The sequence below is a fragment of the Pseudogemmobacter humi genome (assembly GCF_900609055.1).
Classification (GTDB): Bacteria; Pseudomonadota; Alphaproteobacteria; order Rhodobacterales; family Rhodobacteraceae; genus Pseudogemmobacter; species Pseudogemmobacter humi.
In genome coordinates, this window is sequence record NZ_UXAW01000100.1 from 1 (window position 1) to 16714 (window position 16714).

12 protein-coding genes, 1 tRNA gene, 1 pseudogene and 1 riboswitch are annotated in these 16714 nt (G+C 68.1%); of the genes and pseudogenes, 9 read left to right on the plus strand and 5 right to left on the minus strand.

Annotation, left to right across the window (positions count from 1 at the left end; genetic code table 11):
* Positions 1-243: pseudogene (locus tag XINFAN_RS17875) on the minus strand (amino acid permease); the annotation flags it as partial.
* A 706-nt stretch (positions 244-949) separates the two neighbouring features.
* On the opposite strand from XINFAN_RS17875, the gene zwf reads away from it, so the two are divergent.
* From zwf to pgi, 3 genes are read left to right on the plus strand one after another with little or no spacing between them, the layout of a single operon-like run.
* Positions 950-2404, plus strand: a complete 1455-nt coding sequence (zwf, locus tag XINFAN_RS17880; protein ID WP_124088234.1) for a glucose-6-phosphate dehydrogenase — start codon at positions 950-952, stop codon at positions 2402-2404.
* Positions 2401-3072, plus strand: a complete 672-nt coding sequence (pgl, locus tag XINFAN_RS17885) for a 6-phosphogluconolactonase (RefSeq protein ID WP_124088235.1) — start codon at positions 2401-2403, stop codon at positions 3070-3072. Before zwf ends, pgl begins: the two co-directional genes overlap by 4 nt.
* Position 3073: 1 nt before the next feature.
* Positions 3074-4681, plus strand: a complete 1608-nt coding sequence (gene pgi / locus XINFAN_RS17890) for a glucose-6-phosphate isomerase (protein ID WP_124088236.1) — start codon at positions 3074-3076, stop codon at positions 4679-4681.
* Positions 4682-5143: 462 nt separating this feature from the next.
* Here pgi and XINFAN_RS17895 read toward each other — a convergent pair whose 3' ends face one another.
* The 3 genes from XINFAN_RS17895 to XINFAN_RS17905 all read right to left on the minus strand — a co-directional run bounded on the left by XINFAN_RS17895 (position 5144) and on the right by XINFAN_RS17905 (position 7036).
* Positions 5144-5497, minus strand: coding sequence for a RidA family protein (locus tag XINFAN_RS17895; protein ID WP_124088237.1), 354 nt, complete (start codon positions 5495-5497; stop codon positions 5144-5146).
* Positions 5498-5579: 82 nt separating this feature from the next.
* Complete coding sequence (locus XINFAN_RS17900) at positions 5580-5960, minus strand: hypothetical protein (protein ID WP_124088238.1); 381 nt, start codon at positions 5958-5960, stop codon at positions 5580-5582.
* Between the two features lie 200 nt (positions 5961-6160).
* Positions 6161-7036, minus strand: a complete 876-nt coding sequence (locus tag XINFAN_RS17905) for a hypothetical protein (protein WP_124088239.1) — start codon at positions 7034-7036, stop codon at positions 6161-6163.
* Between the two features lie 300 nt (positions 7037-7336).
* Here XINFAN_RS17905 and XINFAN_RS17910 point away from each other — a divergent pair.
* The 6 genes from XINFAN_RS17910 to XINFAN_RS17930 all read left to right on the plus strand — a co-directional run bounded on the left by XINFAN_RS17910 (position 7337) and on the right by XINFAN_RS17930 (position 14138).
* Positions 7337-7412, plus strand: a tRNA-Thr gene (locus XINFAN_RS17910).
* Between the two features lie 320 nt (positions 7413-7732).
* Positions 7733-7945, plus strand: a riboswitch (cobalamin riboswitch).
* 122 nt (positions 7946-8067) lie between these two features.
* Positions 8068-9306, plus strand: a complete 1239-nt coding sequence (locus XINFAN_RS17915) for an aromatic ring-hydroxylating oxygenase subunit alpha (protein ID WP_124088240.1) — start codon at positions 8068-8070, stop codon at positions 9304-9306.
* Positions 9307-9310: 4 nt separating this feature from the next.
* Positions 9311-10387, plus strand: a complete 1077-nt coding sequence (locus XINFAN_RS17920; protein ID WP_124088241.1) for an FAD-binding oxidoreductase — start codon at positions 9311-9313, stop codon at positions 10385-10387.
* Positions 10388-10539: 152 nt separating this feature from the next.
* Positions 10540-10698, plus strand: a complete 159-nt coding sequence (locus XINFAN_RS21845; RefSeq protein ID WP_160144654.1) for a hypothetical protein — start codon at positions 10540-10542, stop codon at positions 10696-10698.
* A 14-nt stretch (positions 10699-10712) separates the two neighbouring features.
* A complete protein-coding gene (locus XINFAN_RS17925; protein WP_124088242.1) occupies positions 10713-11168 on the plus strand; it encodes a TspO/MBR family protein in 456 nt (151 codons plus the stop codon).
* A 150-nt stretch (positions 11169-11318) separates the two neighbouring features.
* Entirely contained in the window at positions 11319-14138 is a 2820-nt protein-coding gene (locus XINFAN_RS17930; RefSeq protein WP_124088243.1) for a Hint domain-containing protein, read from the plus strand.
* Between the two features lie 445 nt (positions 14139-14583).
* Here the strand turns inward: XINFAN_RS17930 and XINFAN_RS17935 are convergent, their stop codons facing one another.
* Positions 14584-16590: an elongation factor G gene (locus XINFAN_RS17935; protein WP_124088244.1), complete on the minus strand. Its 2007-nt coding sequence runs from the start codon at positions 16588-16590 to the stop codon at positions 14584-14586.
* Positions 16591-16714 lie beyond the last annotated feature (124 nt).

The following is a 16714-nucleotide window of genomic DNA, read 5'->3' on the forward strand; positions in this document are numbered from 1 at the left end:
GCCGCCGCTTTTCGACGGGAACAGGCCGGCGATCTCGGCATAGGTATGGGCCTGGATGAAGCCGAAACCGACCGAGATGATCCAGATCACCCAGGAGGGCGTGCCGACCGTCGCCGCGATCCCTCCGATCGAAAACAGCACCAGCGCCGGAACCCCGGCCGCCACCCAGAAGGCCGCAGGCCAGCCGATCACCCGATGCAGCCCGCCTTCCGGCCGGCCCGAAGATCCTTCATGATTACTCAAATCTGTCCCTCCTGTTGAGAAAAGCAGACGGGCCGCCGCTGGTTTTTCTGATCCGGCTGTCCCGTCTGCATTCAGTGTTTTTGCCTCATCCGGCGGCGGGGGCCGCCGGTGGGGGTGTTTCTGTCGGGATGAAAGGGGCGTTGCGCCTGGCGAAACCCCGGCTGGCGAAACCCCGCGCTGGCGGTGCCGTTGGCCCCGACAGCGCTGCGGCTATCGCCCGGCGGTGCCGGTGCGGTCAGTCTGGAGTTGCACAAACCCGACCCTCCTCCCGGAAAGCTGGCCCCGGATCCTGTCCGGTGGCCCCGATGGCTCGTCTGGTGGCCCGTGCGAGGCCAGAAGCGGCATTATGTCGCGAGAGGATGAGACGGATTTCTTGATTCGCAAAGAGAATTTTTCCCAATGCGAAAATTAGTATCCGTAAAGGAAAATCGCCCGCCGTCCCGCACAGAGCGAGGGGAGCGGTCTTCCCGGTTTTCCGGGGCAGGGCGCAGCTTAACAACATCCTTCCCTTCGGCGGCAAGGATTTTCGTCCGGGACCCGGAGCGGGGGAATCCCGCGCGCCGGGGCGGGAAGGGCTTTGCATGATTTGCGCCGGCTGAAAGCGATGCTAGACAGGCGGAGGCCTTGCGGCCGGAACACGGCCGCAGCTATAGTTAGCGCTAACAGCGGGCCTTCCGCAAAGGCGCGCGCAACCGACGGGGAAGCCATGGCATCGCGTGTCATTCCGGTCGAGGTCTTCGACCTCGTGATCTTCGGCGCGACCGGGGATCTTGCCCGGCGCAAGATCCTTCCCGGGCTCTACCTGCGCTGGCTTGCGGGGCAGATCCTGCCCGAGGCGCGGGTGATCGGCGCGGCGCGGGCAGAGCTGAGCGATGCCGAATTCCGCGCTTCTGTCGCCGCCGCCATCGCCGAATACGTGCCGCCCGCCCGCCAGGACGCGGCGGCGCTGGCCGGGTTTCTGGACCGGCTGTCCTATGTCGCGATAGATGCGACCGGCGACAAGGGCTGGGCGCAGCTCAGGGCCGTGGTGCGCCCCGATGTGGTTCAGGCCTTCTATTTCTCGGTCGCCCCCACGCTGTTCGGCGCCATCGCCGGGCGGCTGACCGCCCATGGCATCGCCGGACCCGAGGCGCGGATCGTGGTGGAAAAGCCGTTCGGGCGCGATCTCGCCTCGGCCCGGGCGCTGAACGCCGCGCTCGCGCAGCATTTCGCGGAAAGCCAGATCTACCGGATCGACCATTATCTGGGGAAGGAAACCGTCCAGAACCTGATGGCGGTGCGTTTCGCCAATATCCTGTTCGAGCCGCTGTGGAACAGCCAGTATGTCGATCACGTCCAGATCACCGTCGCCGAGACGGTGGGCGTGGAGGGCCGCGGCGTCTATTACGACAAGGCGGGCGCGATGCGGGACATGGTGCAGAACCATATCATGCAGCTTCTGTGCCTGATCGCGATGGAGCCGCCGTATCACTTCGACCCCGACGCCGTGCGCGACGAAAAGCTCAAGGTGATCCGGGCGCTCGACCCCGTGCGCCCCGAGGATATCGTGCGCGGCCAGTATCTGGCCGGGGGCGGCAAGGGCGGCTATCTTGAGGATGCCGACAACCGCAACAGCCGCACCGAAAGCTATATCGCGCTGAAGCTGCATATCTCGAACTGGCGCTGGAAGGGCACGCCGTTCTACCTGCGCACCGGCAAGCGGCTGCGCGCGCGCGAATCCGAGATCGCCATCACCTTCCGCGAGCCGCCGCATTCGATCTTTGACGATCACTCGGGCTGGCGCGAGAACGTGCTGGTGATCCGGCTGCAACCCGATGAGGGGATGAATCTCAAGGTGATGATCAAGGAACCCGGTCCGGGGGGAATGCGTCTGGTGCAGGTGCCGCTCGACATGTCCTTCGCCGAGGCGCTTGGCGAGGCGCTCGACGATGTGCCCGACGCCTATGAGCGGCTGATCATGGATGTGATCCGCGGCAACCAGACCCTGTTCATGCGCGGCGACGAGGTGGAGGCGGCCTGGGCCTGGACCGATCCGGTGATCGGCGGCTGGGAGGCGCGGGGCGAAAAGCCGCAACCCTACGAGCCCGGGACCTCGGGGCCCGAGGATGCGTTGATGCTGATGCACCGCGACAACCGCCGCTGGAGGGAGATCCGCTCATGAATTTCCACGAATATCCCGACCGCGATTTCCTGCATCTGCGGCTGGCCGACCGGATCGCCGGGCAACTGGCCGAATTCATCCGCCGCGACGGGCGGGCCACGCTGTCGGTGCCGGGCGGGGCTACGCCGGGGCCGGTGTTCGACATCCTCTCGGGCGTCGATCTGGACTGGGGCCTCGTCTCGGTGGTGCTGAACGATGAACGCTGGGTGCCCGAGACATCGGAACGCTCGAACACGCATCTGTTGCGCGAGCGGCTTCTGAAGGGCCGCGCGGCGAAGGCGCGGCTGATCCCTTTGTATAAGCCGGGCGCCGAACCCGAAGAGGCTTTGGCCGAGCTGGAAGAGGGGCTGCGCCCGCATCTGCCGATTTCGGTGCTGCTTCTGGGGATGGGCGGCGACATGCACACCGCCTCGTTGTTTCCCGGCGCCGACCGGCTGGCTGAGGCGCTGGCGCCCGATGCTCCGCTGCTGCTGCCGATGCGGGCCGAGGCGGCTGTGGAGCCGCGCATCACCCTGACCGCGCCGGTTCTGCGCGCGGCGATCCAGATCCATGTGCTGATCACCGGCGCCGCCAAGCGCGAGGCGGTGGAGCGCGCGGCGGGGCTGCCGCCGGAACAGGCGCCGATCCGCGCGGTGCTGGATCAGGCCGATGTGCATTGGGCGGAATGAGATGACGGACAAGTGGAAGGCCCTTCGGGAGCATCACGCGCAGGTGGCGGGGCGGCGGATCCTGACGCTGTTCGATGAGGATCCCGGCCGCGCCGCCGGTTTCTCGGTCCGGGCCGACGGGCTGCTCTTCGACTTCTCGAAAACCAATATCGACGCCGGGGGACGCGCGGCCCTGATCGCGCTGGCCGAGGCATCCGGCCTGGCCGAGAAGCGCGCGGCGATGTTTTCCGGCAAGAAGATCAACGAGACCGAGGGCCGCGCCGTGCTGCATGTCGCGTTGCGCGCGGGCGAGGCGCATCGGATCCTGGTCGACGGCCGCGACGTGATTCCCGGTATCGCGGAGACGCTGCGCCGCTGCGGCGCTTTCGCGGAAGCCGTGCGTTCCGGCGCGTTCACCGGGCAGGGCGAGCGGATCACCGATGTGGTCAATATCGGCATCGGCGGCTCGGATCTCGGCCCCGCGATGGCGGTGCTGGCGCTGGCGCCGTATCACGACGGGCCGCGGGTGCATTTCGTCTCGAACGTCGATGGCGCCCAGGTGCATGACGTTTTGCGCGGGCTGAACCCGGAAACCACGCTGGTGATCGTCGCGTCCAAGACCTTCACCACCATCGAGACCATGACCAATGCGGATACTGTCAGGCGCTGGATGGCGGGCCGTGTCGCCGACCCGGCGGCGCAATTCGCCGCCGTCTCGACCGCCGCCGACAAAACCGCCGCTTATGGCATCGCGCCGGAACGGGTGTTCGGTTTCGGCGACTGGGTAGGCGGGCGCTATTCGGTCTGGGGGCCGATCGGGCTGGCGCTGATGATCGCCATCGGGCCGGAGCGGTTCGGTGAATTCCTGTCCGGCGCCCGCGCGATGGACGAGCATTTCCTGGCCGCGCCTTTCGCGGCGAACATGCCGGTGGCGCTGGCGCTGACCGGGATCTGGCACAACCAGATCTGCGGCTACCCCACCCGCGCCGTGCTGCCCTACGAGCAGCGCCTGTCGCGGCTGCCGGCCTATCTCCAGCAGCTTGAGATGGAGAGCAACGGCAAGAGCGTGGCGCTCGACGGCAGCGATCTGACGGTGCAGTCCGGCCCGGTGGTCTGGGGCGAGCCCGGGACCAACGGCCAGCACGCCTTTTACCAGCTGATCCACCAGGGCAGCCGGGTGGTGCCCTGCGAATTCATCGTCGCGCGTCACGGCCACGAGCCCGATCTGGCGCATCAGCACCTGTTGCTGGTCGCCAACTGCCTCGCGCAATCCGAGGCGCTGATGCGGGGGCGCTCGCTGGAGGAAGCCCGCGCGCTGATGGCGGCGAAGGGGCCGGAAGGCGAGGAGCTTGAGCGCCAGGCCCGCCACCGGGTGTTTCCGGGCAACCGGCCCTCCACCACGCTCGCGATGGAGAAGCTGACGCCCTTCACCCTCGGCCAGGTCCTCGCGCTTTATGAGCACCGTGTGTTCGTCGAAGGGGTGATCCTCGGGATCAATTCCTGGGACCAGTGGGGGGTGGAACTGGGCAAGGAACTGGCGCTGGCGTTGCAGCCGATCCTCGAAGGCCGTGAGAGCGCCGGGGGCAAGGACGGCTCGACCGCGGCGCTGGTTGCATTCCTGAGGGGGTAAGCCGGGACGCACATGCGCAGACGGTTGCCGGACGGGTCACGAAACTGCGCGAAAGCGACGAAGCCGGGAAAGATCTGCGCATCGCAGCAGCGGATGCGGCGCTTGCACAGCGAACAGGCGGTGGCTTCGCAATCTGCCACGTTCAGATGTCCCCGGACGGGTTCCGGTCCTCGTCCGCGCCATGTCTCCGGCCCCGCAGGTGGCGCGTTCGATCCGGCGGCCCTCGGCAGATCGTAAACCGCTGCGGCGGGGCAGGGGTCGCCCTCAGGGAACGCACTTGCCCGAACGCGGTCGGGTGGGGCGGGCGCAGCCCGGATTTCCATGCGCCCGCGGCCCGGGACTTCCTGCGGGGGGAGCAAAAGAAAAGAGGGCCGTGGGGCCCTCTTCAAATTCGTTGGAACGAATTTGGCCAATTCCTTCAAAGGAATTGGTCCGGTTTCTTTGAAGAAACCGGATCCGCGCTTATTTCAGCGCGGCGGTGACGATGACCTCGACGCGGTAGTCGGGGGTGGCGAGCTTCGCCTCGCCGGTGGCGCGGGCCGGGGTGTGGCCCTGCGGCACCCAGGCGTCCCAGACCGAATTCATCTCGGCGAAATCCGCCATATCGGCCATCCAGATCTGGGCCGAGAGGATGCGGGTCTTGTCGGTCCCGGCTTCGGCGAGGATGCGGTCCACCTCGGCCAGGCAGGTGCGGGTCTGATCCGCCACGCTGTCGCCGGGCTTGCCGACCTGGCCCGCCAGCCAGATGATCCCGTTGCAGGACACGCCCTCGGACATCCGTGCCCCGATGCCGAACCGTTTGATCTCGCCGCTCATGTTGAACTCCCTCGTGGATCGCATTTCCCCGAGGGATAACCGCCGCTTTCCCGAAAGGAAAGGGCGCGCGTGGCGGAGCGGATCAGGGCGCGCGGCGGCACAGGAAGCTGTCGCCGCTGACCGGCGAATACCAGGTCATGGTGCCGTCGGGATTCATCGCCAGCGAAAGCTGGTAATTGTCGCTGAAGGTCAGGGTGAATGTATCGCCCTCGGGCGCCACATCGACGATCTCCATCGGCGCATTGCCGGGGTCATAGGTGGTTTCCGTGAACTCGAAGACGCCGACCTCGCAGTCCCAGAGGCCCTCGAACGGCCAGTCGGCGGCCCGGGCCTGGCCCGCGCCCGCCAGCAGGCCGAGGGCGGCGCAAAAGCCGGTGAGCCGCGGAAGCGCGGGGCGGCTCAGCGAAAGCGGGCGGCTGCCCGAGCGTTGCAGCGCCTTTTCCGCCGTGGTGACTGCACTCAAATCTGCTCCCTCCCGCGCGCTCCGGTTTGCCGCGGTGCCGCGGGCCGGATGTCTCTCAACCATGAATCCCGCCCGCGCCCCGCAGCGTCAAGCCGTCACCGCACCGGGCGGGCGCACAGTCGCGTGAGGGCGCCGATCCGGCCTCGGCACTCCGGCGAAACCCCGCCTGAACCATCGAATGGCGCGGGGGCCGCGCCGTCTCAGGCGGTGATCATGCTCACGCCGGGGATCTGCGCGATGGCGGCGATATCGTCCTGGTAGCGGCGGGTCATCTCTTCGACGGTGTCCTGGCTCCAGCCCGGCATCGAGAAGCTCATCGCCACCCGCTCGGGCAGGGCGAATTTGTCGAGGAAGGCCGAAACCACCCGGCGGCGCTGGCCGACGGACGAGGGCGGATGGCTTGCCATATAGCTGCGCATCCGCGCCAGCCCGTCCCCGGCCATGATCAGCGACAGAAGCTCGTCGGTGTCTTCGAGTTCGGTGCCGTCGTCGAATCCGGCCACCGCCTGCAAGACCTCGGGCCAGATCAGCGGCGTGTCCTCGTCGCACCAGATCGTCAGCGGCACCCCCGGATTCTGCGCCACGATCTGACGCACCACATCCGACCAGCGCAGATCCATCGGATCGGCGCCTTCCATGAATTCCTCATAGCTCTTCGCGCCGCGCTGCTTCTCAAAGAGGGCGGGCAGGAAGGTCGCCGGATTGCGGATCGCCAGGTGGAACTCGGCCTCGATCTCGGGGAAGATCTGGGTGAAGGCGCGGATCCTTTCGCCCGCGAAACCGTAGAGCTGGCCGCGCAGCACCCATTGCGGAAAGGACAGGAAACTGTCCCAGCTGAGGATCAGCCGTTCCGCCTCGTCCTCGTCCATGATCTGTTCCAGCACCAGGGCCTGAGTCTCGATGGTGGCGGCGGCGCCGCGCAGCTGCACCGCGGTGTCGCGCAGCAGGCGGCGGTAGCGGGTGGGGGCGGGGACCAGGATTCCCTGGCCGGCCAGCGCCGCGCGGTTTTTCAGAAGGCAACGGATCAGCCGTTCCTCATCGGTGCAATGGGCACCCAGATGATAGACGATGCGCATGGGTTCGGTCTGCCCGGCTCCTTGTCGCCCCCCGCTTCGGGCGGGATGGTCGAGGCCGCAAATATACGGCGTTTTCGTCCCGCGCAAACGGCTTTCGCCGATTTATCGGGGATTTATCGGCAGGCGTGTCCTGTGGCCCCGGGCGGGCCGGGGGCGAGACCGCGGCTGGCGCGGCAGTTGCGGCGGCGTGTCTTTCGTGCTAGCAGCAGGCTCTGCCGCGGGGCCGTGATCGTATCCGTCCCGGCGGCGGATACCGGACGGTCTGCAACCCCCGCAGCGGGGCGGCGCAGGCGCTGGAATGCCCTTATAGCTCAGCTGGTAGAGCATCTGATTTGTAATCAGAGGGTCGGGGGTTCGAGTCCCTCTGGGGGCACCATTCTTCTGCATCAATGTACTGGCGTGGCGTATGGGCCAGGTCGAGGGCGTGAGGAGCGCCCGGGGAAACTGCCCTGCGGCCCCGATCTGCGGGGGCCGTCGGGCAGGCATTGGCCTTCGCATGCGGGAAATCGTGATGTCTTTCGCTTAGGGGGAGGGGGCCGGCATCCGGTGCCGTCTCCTGTCGGGGCAGGCTCAGTCAGGGGACGGGCGCGTTGTTGCGGCAAACGCTCCCCCGGTCTCTCCCGCGCTTTCTTCGGGGCGCTGTCCCTCACGGCGCGCGGAGTGTCGCAAACGATCCAGCCGGATCCGCGCGAATATGGTGGTTTGGCCGCGCAAGGTGCCGCTGGCGACAGCGGAGAATTGGGAAGCCGGTGCAAGACCGGCGCTGCCCCCGCAACGGTGACGGGAGAGGGCGCGACATGAAACCACTGGGGGCTCCCCCCGGGAAGGTGTCGCCTCCAGGGACTGGCCTGACGCTTCAGGACCGGCCGCTTCCGCAGCCCGGAAACCAGCCTTGCGCGAAACGTACGAGCCGCGGCGGGCGGCGGGGTGCGGGGGTTCCGGGGCCGAGGCTCCGGTCTGCCGCTTCCTGTCTTCGCTGCAAGTCAAATTCACCCGTGCGGGGATGCGCGGGCCAAACCTGAGGGCAGCAGATGCTGAGCCAGTCCGAAACTCTTGCGCGCCTCGGCGCGCGCCGTGCCGATTTCTCGCTCGACCGCGATCTCTATTGCGATCCGGGCGTGCTGGCGGCCGATCTCGACCATATCTGGTATCGCGAATGGCTGTTCGCCGTTCCGGCCTGCGAGCTGGACAAGACCGGCGCCTATGCCACGCTTCAGATCGGCGCCTATCCGGTGGTGGTGATCCGCGGCGCCGACGGGCGCATCCGCGCCTTTCACAACGTCTGCCGCCACCGCGGCCAGCGGCTGTGTTCCAAAGCCTCGGGCACCACGCCGAAACTGGTCTGCCCTTATCACCAGTGGACCTACGATCTGGACGGAAAGCTGATCTTCGCCCGCGATATGGGCGAGGATTTCGACGCCGCGAAATTCGGGCTCAAGAAGGTGCATTGCGTCGATCTGGGCGGGATGGTCTTCATCTGCCTCGCCGAGGTGCCGCCCGCGATCAGCGACCTCGCGCCGAAGCTGACCTCTTACCTTGCGCCCTCGGGGCTGGCGGAGGCGAAGGTGGCCTTCTCCTCGACCATCATCGAGAACGGCAACTGGAAGCTGGTGATCGAGAACAACCGCGAATGCTACCATTGCGGCGGCTCGCATCCGTCCTTGTGCCGGACCTATTCCGACAATCCGCGCATGACCGCGATGGAAGGGCCCGATTCCGCCAGCCCCGACATTCTCGACCACTGGAAACGCTGCGAGGCGGCGGGCCTGCCCTCGCGCTTCACCAACCATGCCAGGATGCAATGGCGGCTGGCGCGGATTCCGCTGCTGAACAACGCCGAGAGCTATACGATGTCGACGAAGGCGGCGGTCTCGAAGCGGATGGGGGCGATGCCGTTCAACGACGCGGGCTCGCTCTTGTTCTTCCACTATCCGAACACCTGGAACCATTTCCTCGCCGATCACGCCATCGTTTTCCGCATTCTGCCGATCAGCCCGACCGAGACCCAGGTCACCACGAAATGGCTGGTGCACAAGGATGCGGTCGAGGGGGTGGATTACGATCTGGAAACCCTGACCCGGGTCTGGCTGAACACCAATGACGAGGACCGCCAGGTGGTCGAGGAGAACCAGAAGGGGATCCTGTCCCCGGCCTACGAGCCCGGCCCCTACTCAAAAATCCAGGAGGAAGGCGTGATTCAGTTCATCGACTGGTATTGCGGTGTGATGACGGAACGTCTCGGCCCGCAGCCGGCCCTGGCGGCGGAGTGAGCGGATGGCCAAAGCGCAAATGAACTGGGCGGCGGAGCCCTGGTCCGACAGCGAGCCTCTCGAATGCGCCATGGTGGTGCCCGAGACCGAGGACACCGCCACCTTCACCTTCCGCGCGCCTTCGGGCGCGTGGTTCGACTATCAGCCGGGCCAGTTCGTCACGCTCGACCTGCCGGTGCCGGGGGGCGCGGTGCAGCGCACCTATACGATATCGTCCTCGCCCTCGCGGCCGCTGTCGATCTCGGTCACGGTCAAGGCGCAAAGGGACAGTATCGGCACGCGCTGGATGCTCGACCATCTGAAACCGGGAATGAGGATCCGCGCCTTCGGGCCGAACGGGATCTTCAGCGCCCACCGCCACAAGGCGAAGAAATATCTGTTCATCTCGGCCGGATCCGGCATCACCCCGATGATGTCGATGACGACCTGGGCCTGGGATTCGGGCGAGATGCCGGATATCGTCTTCGTCCATGCCGCGAAACGCCCGTCCGAGATCATCTTCCGCGAGCGGCTGGAGCAGTTCGCCAACCGCGTGCCCGGGCTGAAGCTGCGCTTCACCGTGGAAGAGGCGGACAGTTTCCGCACCTGGCACGGCTATGAGGGGCGGCTGTCGCAGATCATGCTGGGCCTGATGGCGCCGGATTACCTGGAGCGCGAGGTGTTCTGCTGCGGCCCCGAGCCCTTCATGCAGGCGGTGCGCGAGATGCTGATCTCGCTGGGCTTCGACATGGAGCATTACCACCAGGAAAGTTTCGGCGCGCCGGTGCGCAGCGAGGCCGAGGCGCCGGTGATCGAGGACACCACCCCCGACGCCGAAAGCGCGGCGCAGATCACCTTCACCGCCAGCGGCGTGACCGCGGCCTGCACCGAGACCGACACCGTTCTCGCGGTGGCCAAACGCTCGGGGCTGAACATCCCCTCGGGCTGCACCTTCGGGTTGTGCGGCACCTGCAAGGTGCGAAAGACCGAGGGCGAGGTGCATATGGTCCACAACGGCGGCATCTCGGACGAGGATATCGCCGGGGGCTGGATCCTTGCCTGCTGCTCGCATCCGATGGGCCGCGTCGCGGTCGAGGTGTGACCGCGCGCCCCGCCGCCGGGCGACCGGCGGCGGGAGGGCAGGCGGCAGGTGGTCAGCCCCGGCCCCGCCTCGCCTCGCCGGGGGCGGCCACGGCCACGGAACCGAACTTCCCCCGGGCGGTTGATCTGAGGCGACTGGCGCGGAGGATCACGATGGAACATCCCAAAATCCTGTGGGATTCGACCGGGCCCGACAAGCGGCGGGTGGCGGAAGAAAAACTTGAGAAGACGCATTCGCCCGACGGGCCGGAGACGGACGGACTGCATCCATCCTCCGGCGGCCAGGACGCGCCGCCGGCGCCGGAAAACTGAGCGCGGGGCCGCAGATGCGCAATCCGATGGTGCAAATGGCGCTGTTCGCCGCGGGCGTGCTGATCCCGGGGCTGCTGATCGGCTGGCTGTTTCAGCCGGGCCTTTGGTATGAGCAGCTTGAAAAGCCCGCCTTCAATCCTCCGGCGCAGGTGTTCGGGCCGGCCTGGGCCGCGCTCTGTGTCCTGATCGGCATCACCGGCTGGCGGGTCTGGAACCGGGCCGGCGATCCGGGGCTGCGCGCCCTGTGGAGCGCGCAGCTCGCGCTGAATTTCGCCTGGTCGCCGGTGTTCTTCGGCCTTGGCGCCATCGGCGCGGCGCTGGCGGTCGTGTCGCTTCTGCTGGTGACGATTGTCCTTTTCATCCTGCGCGCCCGCCTGCGTGAGCCGGTCTCGGCGCTGTTGTTCCTGCCTTATCTGCTCTGGGTCAGCTTCGCCGCGATCCTGAATGCGGCGGTCCTGCGGCTGAACTGAGCGCGCCTGCCGGACCGCGCGCAGGCGCCTGCGCCCCTTTTGCAGACCCATACCGCCGCCTCATCTGCGCCACAGTCCGGTCACACTGGAGTCCCGCTGCCTGCGCTAAAGCACGGGTCTTATGTGCCGCGCAGGGCTGGTGGGAAGCAGATGGCTACGATTAACGGAACGGCTGGAAACGATACACTCATCAGCGGCGACCAGGCGGATACGCTCAATGGTCTGGGGGGCGACGACGTTCTCTATGGCGGGGGTGGTAACGACTCCCTCTCCGGCGGCGACGGCAACGACCTGCTTTACGGCGGCGACGGCAATGACACGCTCAACGGCGGCAATGGCAACGACACGCTGATCGGCGGCCCCGGCGCGGATTCCCTGATCGGCGGCGCCGGGATCGACACCGTCGATTACAGCGGCTCCGGCGCGGCGGTGAACGTCAATCTCGGCAGCAGCAGTGCCGCCACCGGCGGCGATGCCCAGGGCGACCGTTACAGCGGGATCGAGATCGTCATCGGCAGCGCCTTCAACGACACGATCACCGGCGATACCGGTGCCAACACCCTTTCGGGGGGCCTCGGCAACGACCAGCTTTACGGCGGCGCCGGGGCGGATGTGCTCGACGGCGGCGAAGGCAACGACAGCCTTTACGGCGGCTCGGGCAACGATACGCTGATCGGCGGCGCCGGGGCGGATTATCTGGACGGCGGCGCCGACTCCGATACGGTGGATTACAGCGGCTCGGATGCTGCGGTGAACGTCAACCTCACCAGCGGCAGCGGCAGCGGCGGCCACGCCCAGGGCGACACCTACGTCAATATCGAGAACATCACCGGCAGCGACTATGACGATGTGCTGATCGGCAACAGCGGCGCCAACATCCTCTCGGGCGGAGCGGGCAACGACAGCCTTTATGGCGGCGGCGGCAACGACAGCCTTTACGGCGGCGATGGCGACGACCTGCTCGACGGCGGCGACGGCAACGACAGCCTTTACGGCGGAAACGGGAATGACACGCTGATCGGCGGGGCCGGGTCCGACCGGCTGGACGGCGGCGCCGGGATCGACACCGTCGACTACAGCGGCTCGACCAGCGGGGTGAACGTCAATCTCTCGACCGGCAGCGGCAGTTCGGGCCATGCGGCCGGCGACACCTATGTCAGCATCGAGAACGTCATCGGCAGCGCCTACAACGATACGATCGTCGGGACGGCGGGCGCGAATTACCTCTCGGGCGGCGCCGGGCGCGACAGCATCTCCGGCGGCGACGGCGACGATACCCTGGCAGGCGGCGCCGGAGCCGACACGCTGAACGGCGGCCAGGGGCTCGACATCGTGGACTACAGCGAGTCCGATGCCGCGGTGAACATCAACCTCTCCACCTGGACCGCCAGCGGCGGCCATGCCACGGGCGATGTTCTCTCCGGGATAGACGGGATCATCGGCTCGGCCTTCGACGACGTGCTCATCGGCTTCAACGAGATGGGCACCGGCGCCGACAGCTATACCAACGTCATCTATGGCGGCGCCGGGAACGACACCATCGACGGGATGGGCGGCGACGACAGCCTGTATGGCGGCACCGGCAACGATTATGTGCTGGGCGGCTCGGGCAACGACACCGTCTACGGCGACGAGGGCGACGACCGGGTTTACGGCGGCAGCGGCGACGATCTGGTTTCCGGCGGCTCGGGCAACGACCAGGTCTACGGCGACGAGGGCACCGATACGCTCTACGGCGACGAGGGCAACGATGTGCTCTACGGCGGGACCGGAAACGATCTGCTCTATGGCGGCGCGGATGAAGACACCCTCTACGGCGGCGATGGCGTGGACACGCTGCACGGCGACAGCGGCAACGACAGCCTGTTCGGCGACGCGGGCAACGATCTGCTTTACGGCGGCACCGGCGACGACACGCTTTACGGCGGCGCGGGCAACGACCAGCTCTTCGGCGGCGACGGGCGCGACGTGCTTCACGCCGACGGCGGCAATGACACGCTGACCGGCGGCGCGGGCAATGACGTTTTCGTGGTGTACCCGGGCTCGGGCGCGGTGCTGATCACCGATTTCGGCGCCGGAAACACCGGCCCGATCGATGACGACGACAACACCAACAACGATTTCGTCGATCTGAGCGCCTGGTATAACGAGACGACTCTCGCGGCCTGGAATGCCGCCAATCCCGGGCAGACCTACAACAATCCGCTGCAATGGATGATCGCCGACCATGCCGACGGCGTGCTGAACGCGGTCGGCGGCGGGCTGCGGATCCAGAACGGCGGTGTGGCGGTCTCGTCCGACATGCTGGTGTTCGAAACCACAGGCGTCGTCTGTTTCGCCCGCGGCACCCGTATCCTGACGCCGCGCGGCGAGATCGCGGTCGAGGCCCTGCGCGCGGGCGATCTGGTCACCACGCTGGACGCGGGGCCGCAGGTGCTGCGCTGGATCGGCTCGCGCCGGATCGGGGCGGCGGAACTGGCGGCTGATCCCGGGCTGATCCCGGTGCGGATCCGTGCCGGCAGCCTCGGCCAGGGTCTGCCGCGGCGCGATCTGACCGTCTCGCCGCAGCACCGCATCCTGCTGCGCTCGCGCATCGTCGAACGCATGACCGGCGAGCCCGAGGTGCTGCTGGCGGCGAAACATATGACCGGGCTGGACGGGCTTGAGGTGGTCGGGGACTGCCGTGGGGTGGAATATTTCCACCTGCTGTTTGACCGGCATCAGATCCTGTTCGCCGAAGGCGCCCCGGCGGAATCGCTGCTGTTCGGCAAGGAGGCCCGCAAGATGCTGCGTCCCGCCGCGGTGGAGGAGATCCTGACCGTCCTGCCCGCGCTGGCCGTGGCCCCGCCGCCGCCCGCCCGGGCGCTGATGGACGGCCGCACCGGCCGCAGCCTCGTGCGCCGCATGCGGCAGAACGGCGTCGAGGCGATTTGCGCCGCCGAAGCGCCGCCGGTGCGGGTGACCGCCTGAGACGGCGGGCGGGTCGTGCGGATGACCGCGCGGCTGCGCCGCAGCACAGCCGCGTCGGGCGGGGCTGCAAGTCCCGCCGTTCCCCGGTTCGCGAGCGCTGAGGACAAGACGCCCGGCGCCCTTCGCGCGTCGGCAGATCGCATGGCGACAGCCGCCCGCGAACACTCCCCGCATCGGGATAGCGCGAGATCGACGCTAGGCCCGGCGCCCCCGTCGCGGGCGGCCAGCCGGTCGTGCTACAACCGACGGCTGGCCGCGCGCGGTCTGCCCGTGGCCGTGGCGATATGGCCCGACGGAGTCTGATCCGGCCCCGCCTGTCGTCTGGAAGAACTCTCCCGCTCGCGGGAGGCCCGGGCTCCGGCTCTGATCCGCGCCATTGGGGCGATTGGGCAAGGGGATGCGCCGGCAGGGCGCATCCCCTCGCTTTGCGCGGCCGCAGGGCGGCCTATCCCCGCGCCGCGCGCGCGGCGGCGGGCGGGGCGGTTTCCTGGAGATGGGCGAAGCGCGCGGCGAAGCTGCCGGTGCCGAGGCTGACCGCGCGGATCTCGGCGATCAGCCCCTCGGTCTCGGCCTGCGGCATCAGCGCCTGCACCTCGTCCCAGCCCGGCCAGCCGGGGCGGGCGTCGAAGCCAAGAAGCTGGCCGCGTCGCCCGGTCACGATCCGCTGCACGCGCGGCGTGAATGCGGCGGGCACGGTGATGGCGATCTGCAACACCGGCTCCAGCAGCAGACTGCCGCAGGCGGGCATCGCCTCGGCCATCGCCTTCTGCGCCGCCTTCTGGAATGCCATGTCGGAACTGTCCACCGCGTGATAGCCGCCGTCGGTCAGCGTCACCGCCACATCCACCAGCGGATAGCCCATCGGCCCTCTGGCCAGAAACGCCTCGACCCCTTTCTGCACCGCCGGGATATATTGCTTCGGCACCACGCCGCCGGTGATCCGGTCGCCGAAGACGAAACCCTCGCCGCGCGGTTGCGGGCGGATCTCCAGCGTCACATCGGCGAATTCGCCATGGCCGCCGGATTGTTTCTTGTGCCGCGCGTGAACCGTGCTGCCCCGGGTGATCGTTTCGCGAAACGGCACCTGCGGGCGCTCGCGGGTCACCGTCAGCCCGCTGTCGGCCTTCATCCGCGCCAGCGCGAGCGCCAGATGGGTCTCGCCCTGGCCCTCCAGCAGGGTCTCGCCGGTCTCGGGCAGATGCTGGCAGCGCAGGGCGGGGTCTTCCTCGCAAAGCCGCGTCAGCGCGGCCGAGAGCTTGACCTCTTCGGACGGCCGCCCGGCCCGGATCGCCAGCGCATGGACCGGTTCGGGCGGCGCGGGCCAGTCGGCCCCGGCCCGGCCCGCAGGTGTCAGCAGATCGCCGGTGCGCGCCTCGGTCAGGCGGCCCAGAGCCACCACCTCGCCCGCCTCGGCCACGGGTTTCGGGGTGAGTTTCCGGCCGAAGGGCGAGAGCACGCCGCCGACCCGCTCGCCAAGGCTCGATCCGTCCTTCACCTCGCCGCGCCAGACCCGGACCCAGGACAGCTTGCCCTGCTGCCCGGCCCAGGCGGTGCGGAACACCTGCGCCAGCGGCCCGGCTTCGGGCAGGCCCAGGCGGGCGGCGGTGGCCTCGGGGCCCGGCGCGTCGTGGCGCAGGGCCTTCATCAGCCGGGTGATGCCGTTCTCGTTCTCGGCCGAGCCGAAGAACACCGGCACGATCAGATCGGCGGCCAGATCGCGGGTGAGGTTCTCGTAGATCTCGGCCGGCGGCGGCACGGTTTCCTCAAGCAGTTCCTCCATCAGACGGTCGTCGAAATCGGCCAGAGCCTCCAGCATCAGATTGCGCGCCCCGGCCTCGTCGGGGCGGGCGGCGTCCGGGAGCGCGATCAGATCCGAGGGCCGGTGCGGGTTCCAGCGGAAGGCGCGTTCCGAGACCAGATCGACATGGCCGGTGATCTTGCCGCCCTCGCGGATCGGGATCGCGCGCAGGACCAGCGGCCGGGCGGAAACCGCCTGAAGCGCATGCAGAGTGGCGCGGACCGAGGCCTCGGGCTGGTCCATCTTGTTGATGTAAAGGATATGCGGGATCTCCCGGTCGTCGAGGAATTTCAGCACCGGCGCCAGCGCGGCGGCGCGGTCCGGCACCGGCTCGGCCACCACCACCACGACATCGGCCACCGCCATCGCGCATTGCGCGTCATGGGCCAGATCGACGGCGCCGGGGCAGTCGATCAGCGTCCAGCCCTGGCCGAGGTAGTCGAAAGCGGCGATATTGGGCTCGACCGACATCAGCCTGGCGCGCGCCTCGGGGGCGGTGTCGCCGGTGGTGGTGCCGTCTTTCACCGTGCCGCGTCGGGGGACGGCGCCCGCGGCGAACAGCATATCCTCGAAAAGCGTGGTCTTGCCGCTGCCCTGCGGGCCTGCAAGCACCGCGCAGCGGCCGGATGGGGTGCCGTGGTCATTCCGGGCCATGTTGAGCCTCCTCTCGCCAGAGCTGGTCCGGGCGGGGGGCGGCATCGGCGCCACCATCGGCCCGGATCCTGTGACCACTGTGACCGAGGATGGCGCGCTTGTCGCGCAGATTCGGGCGTGGGGG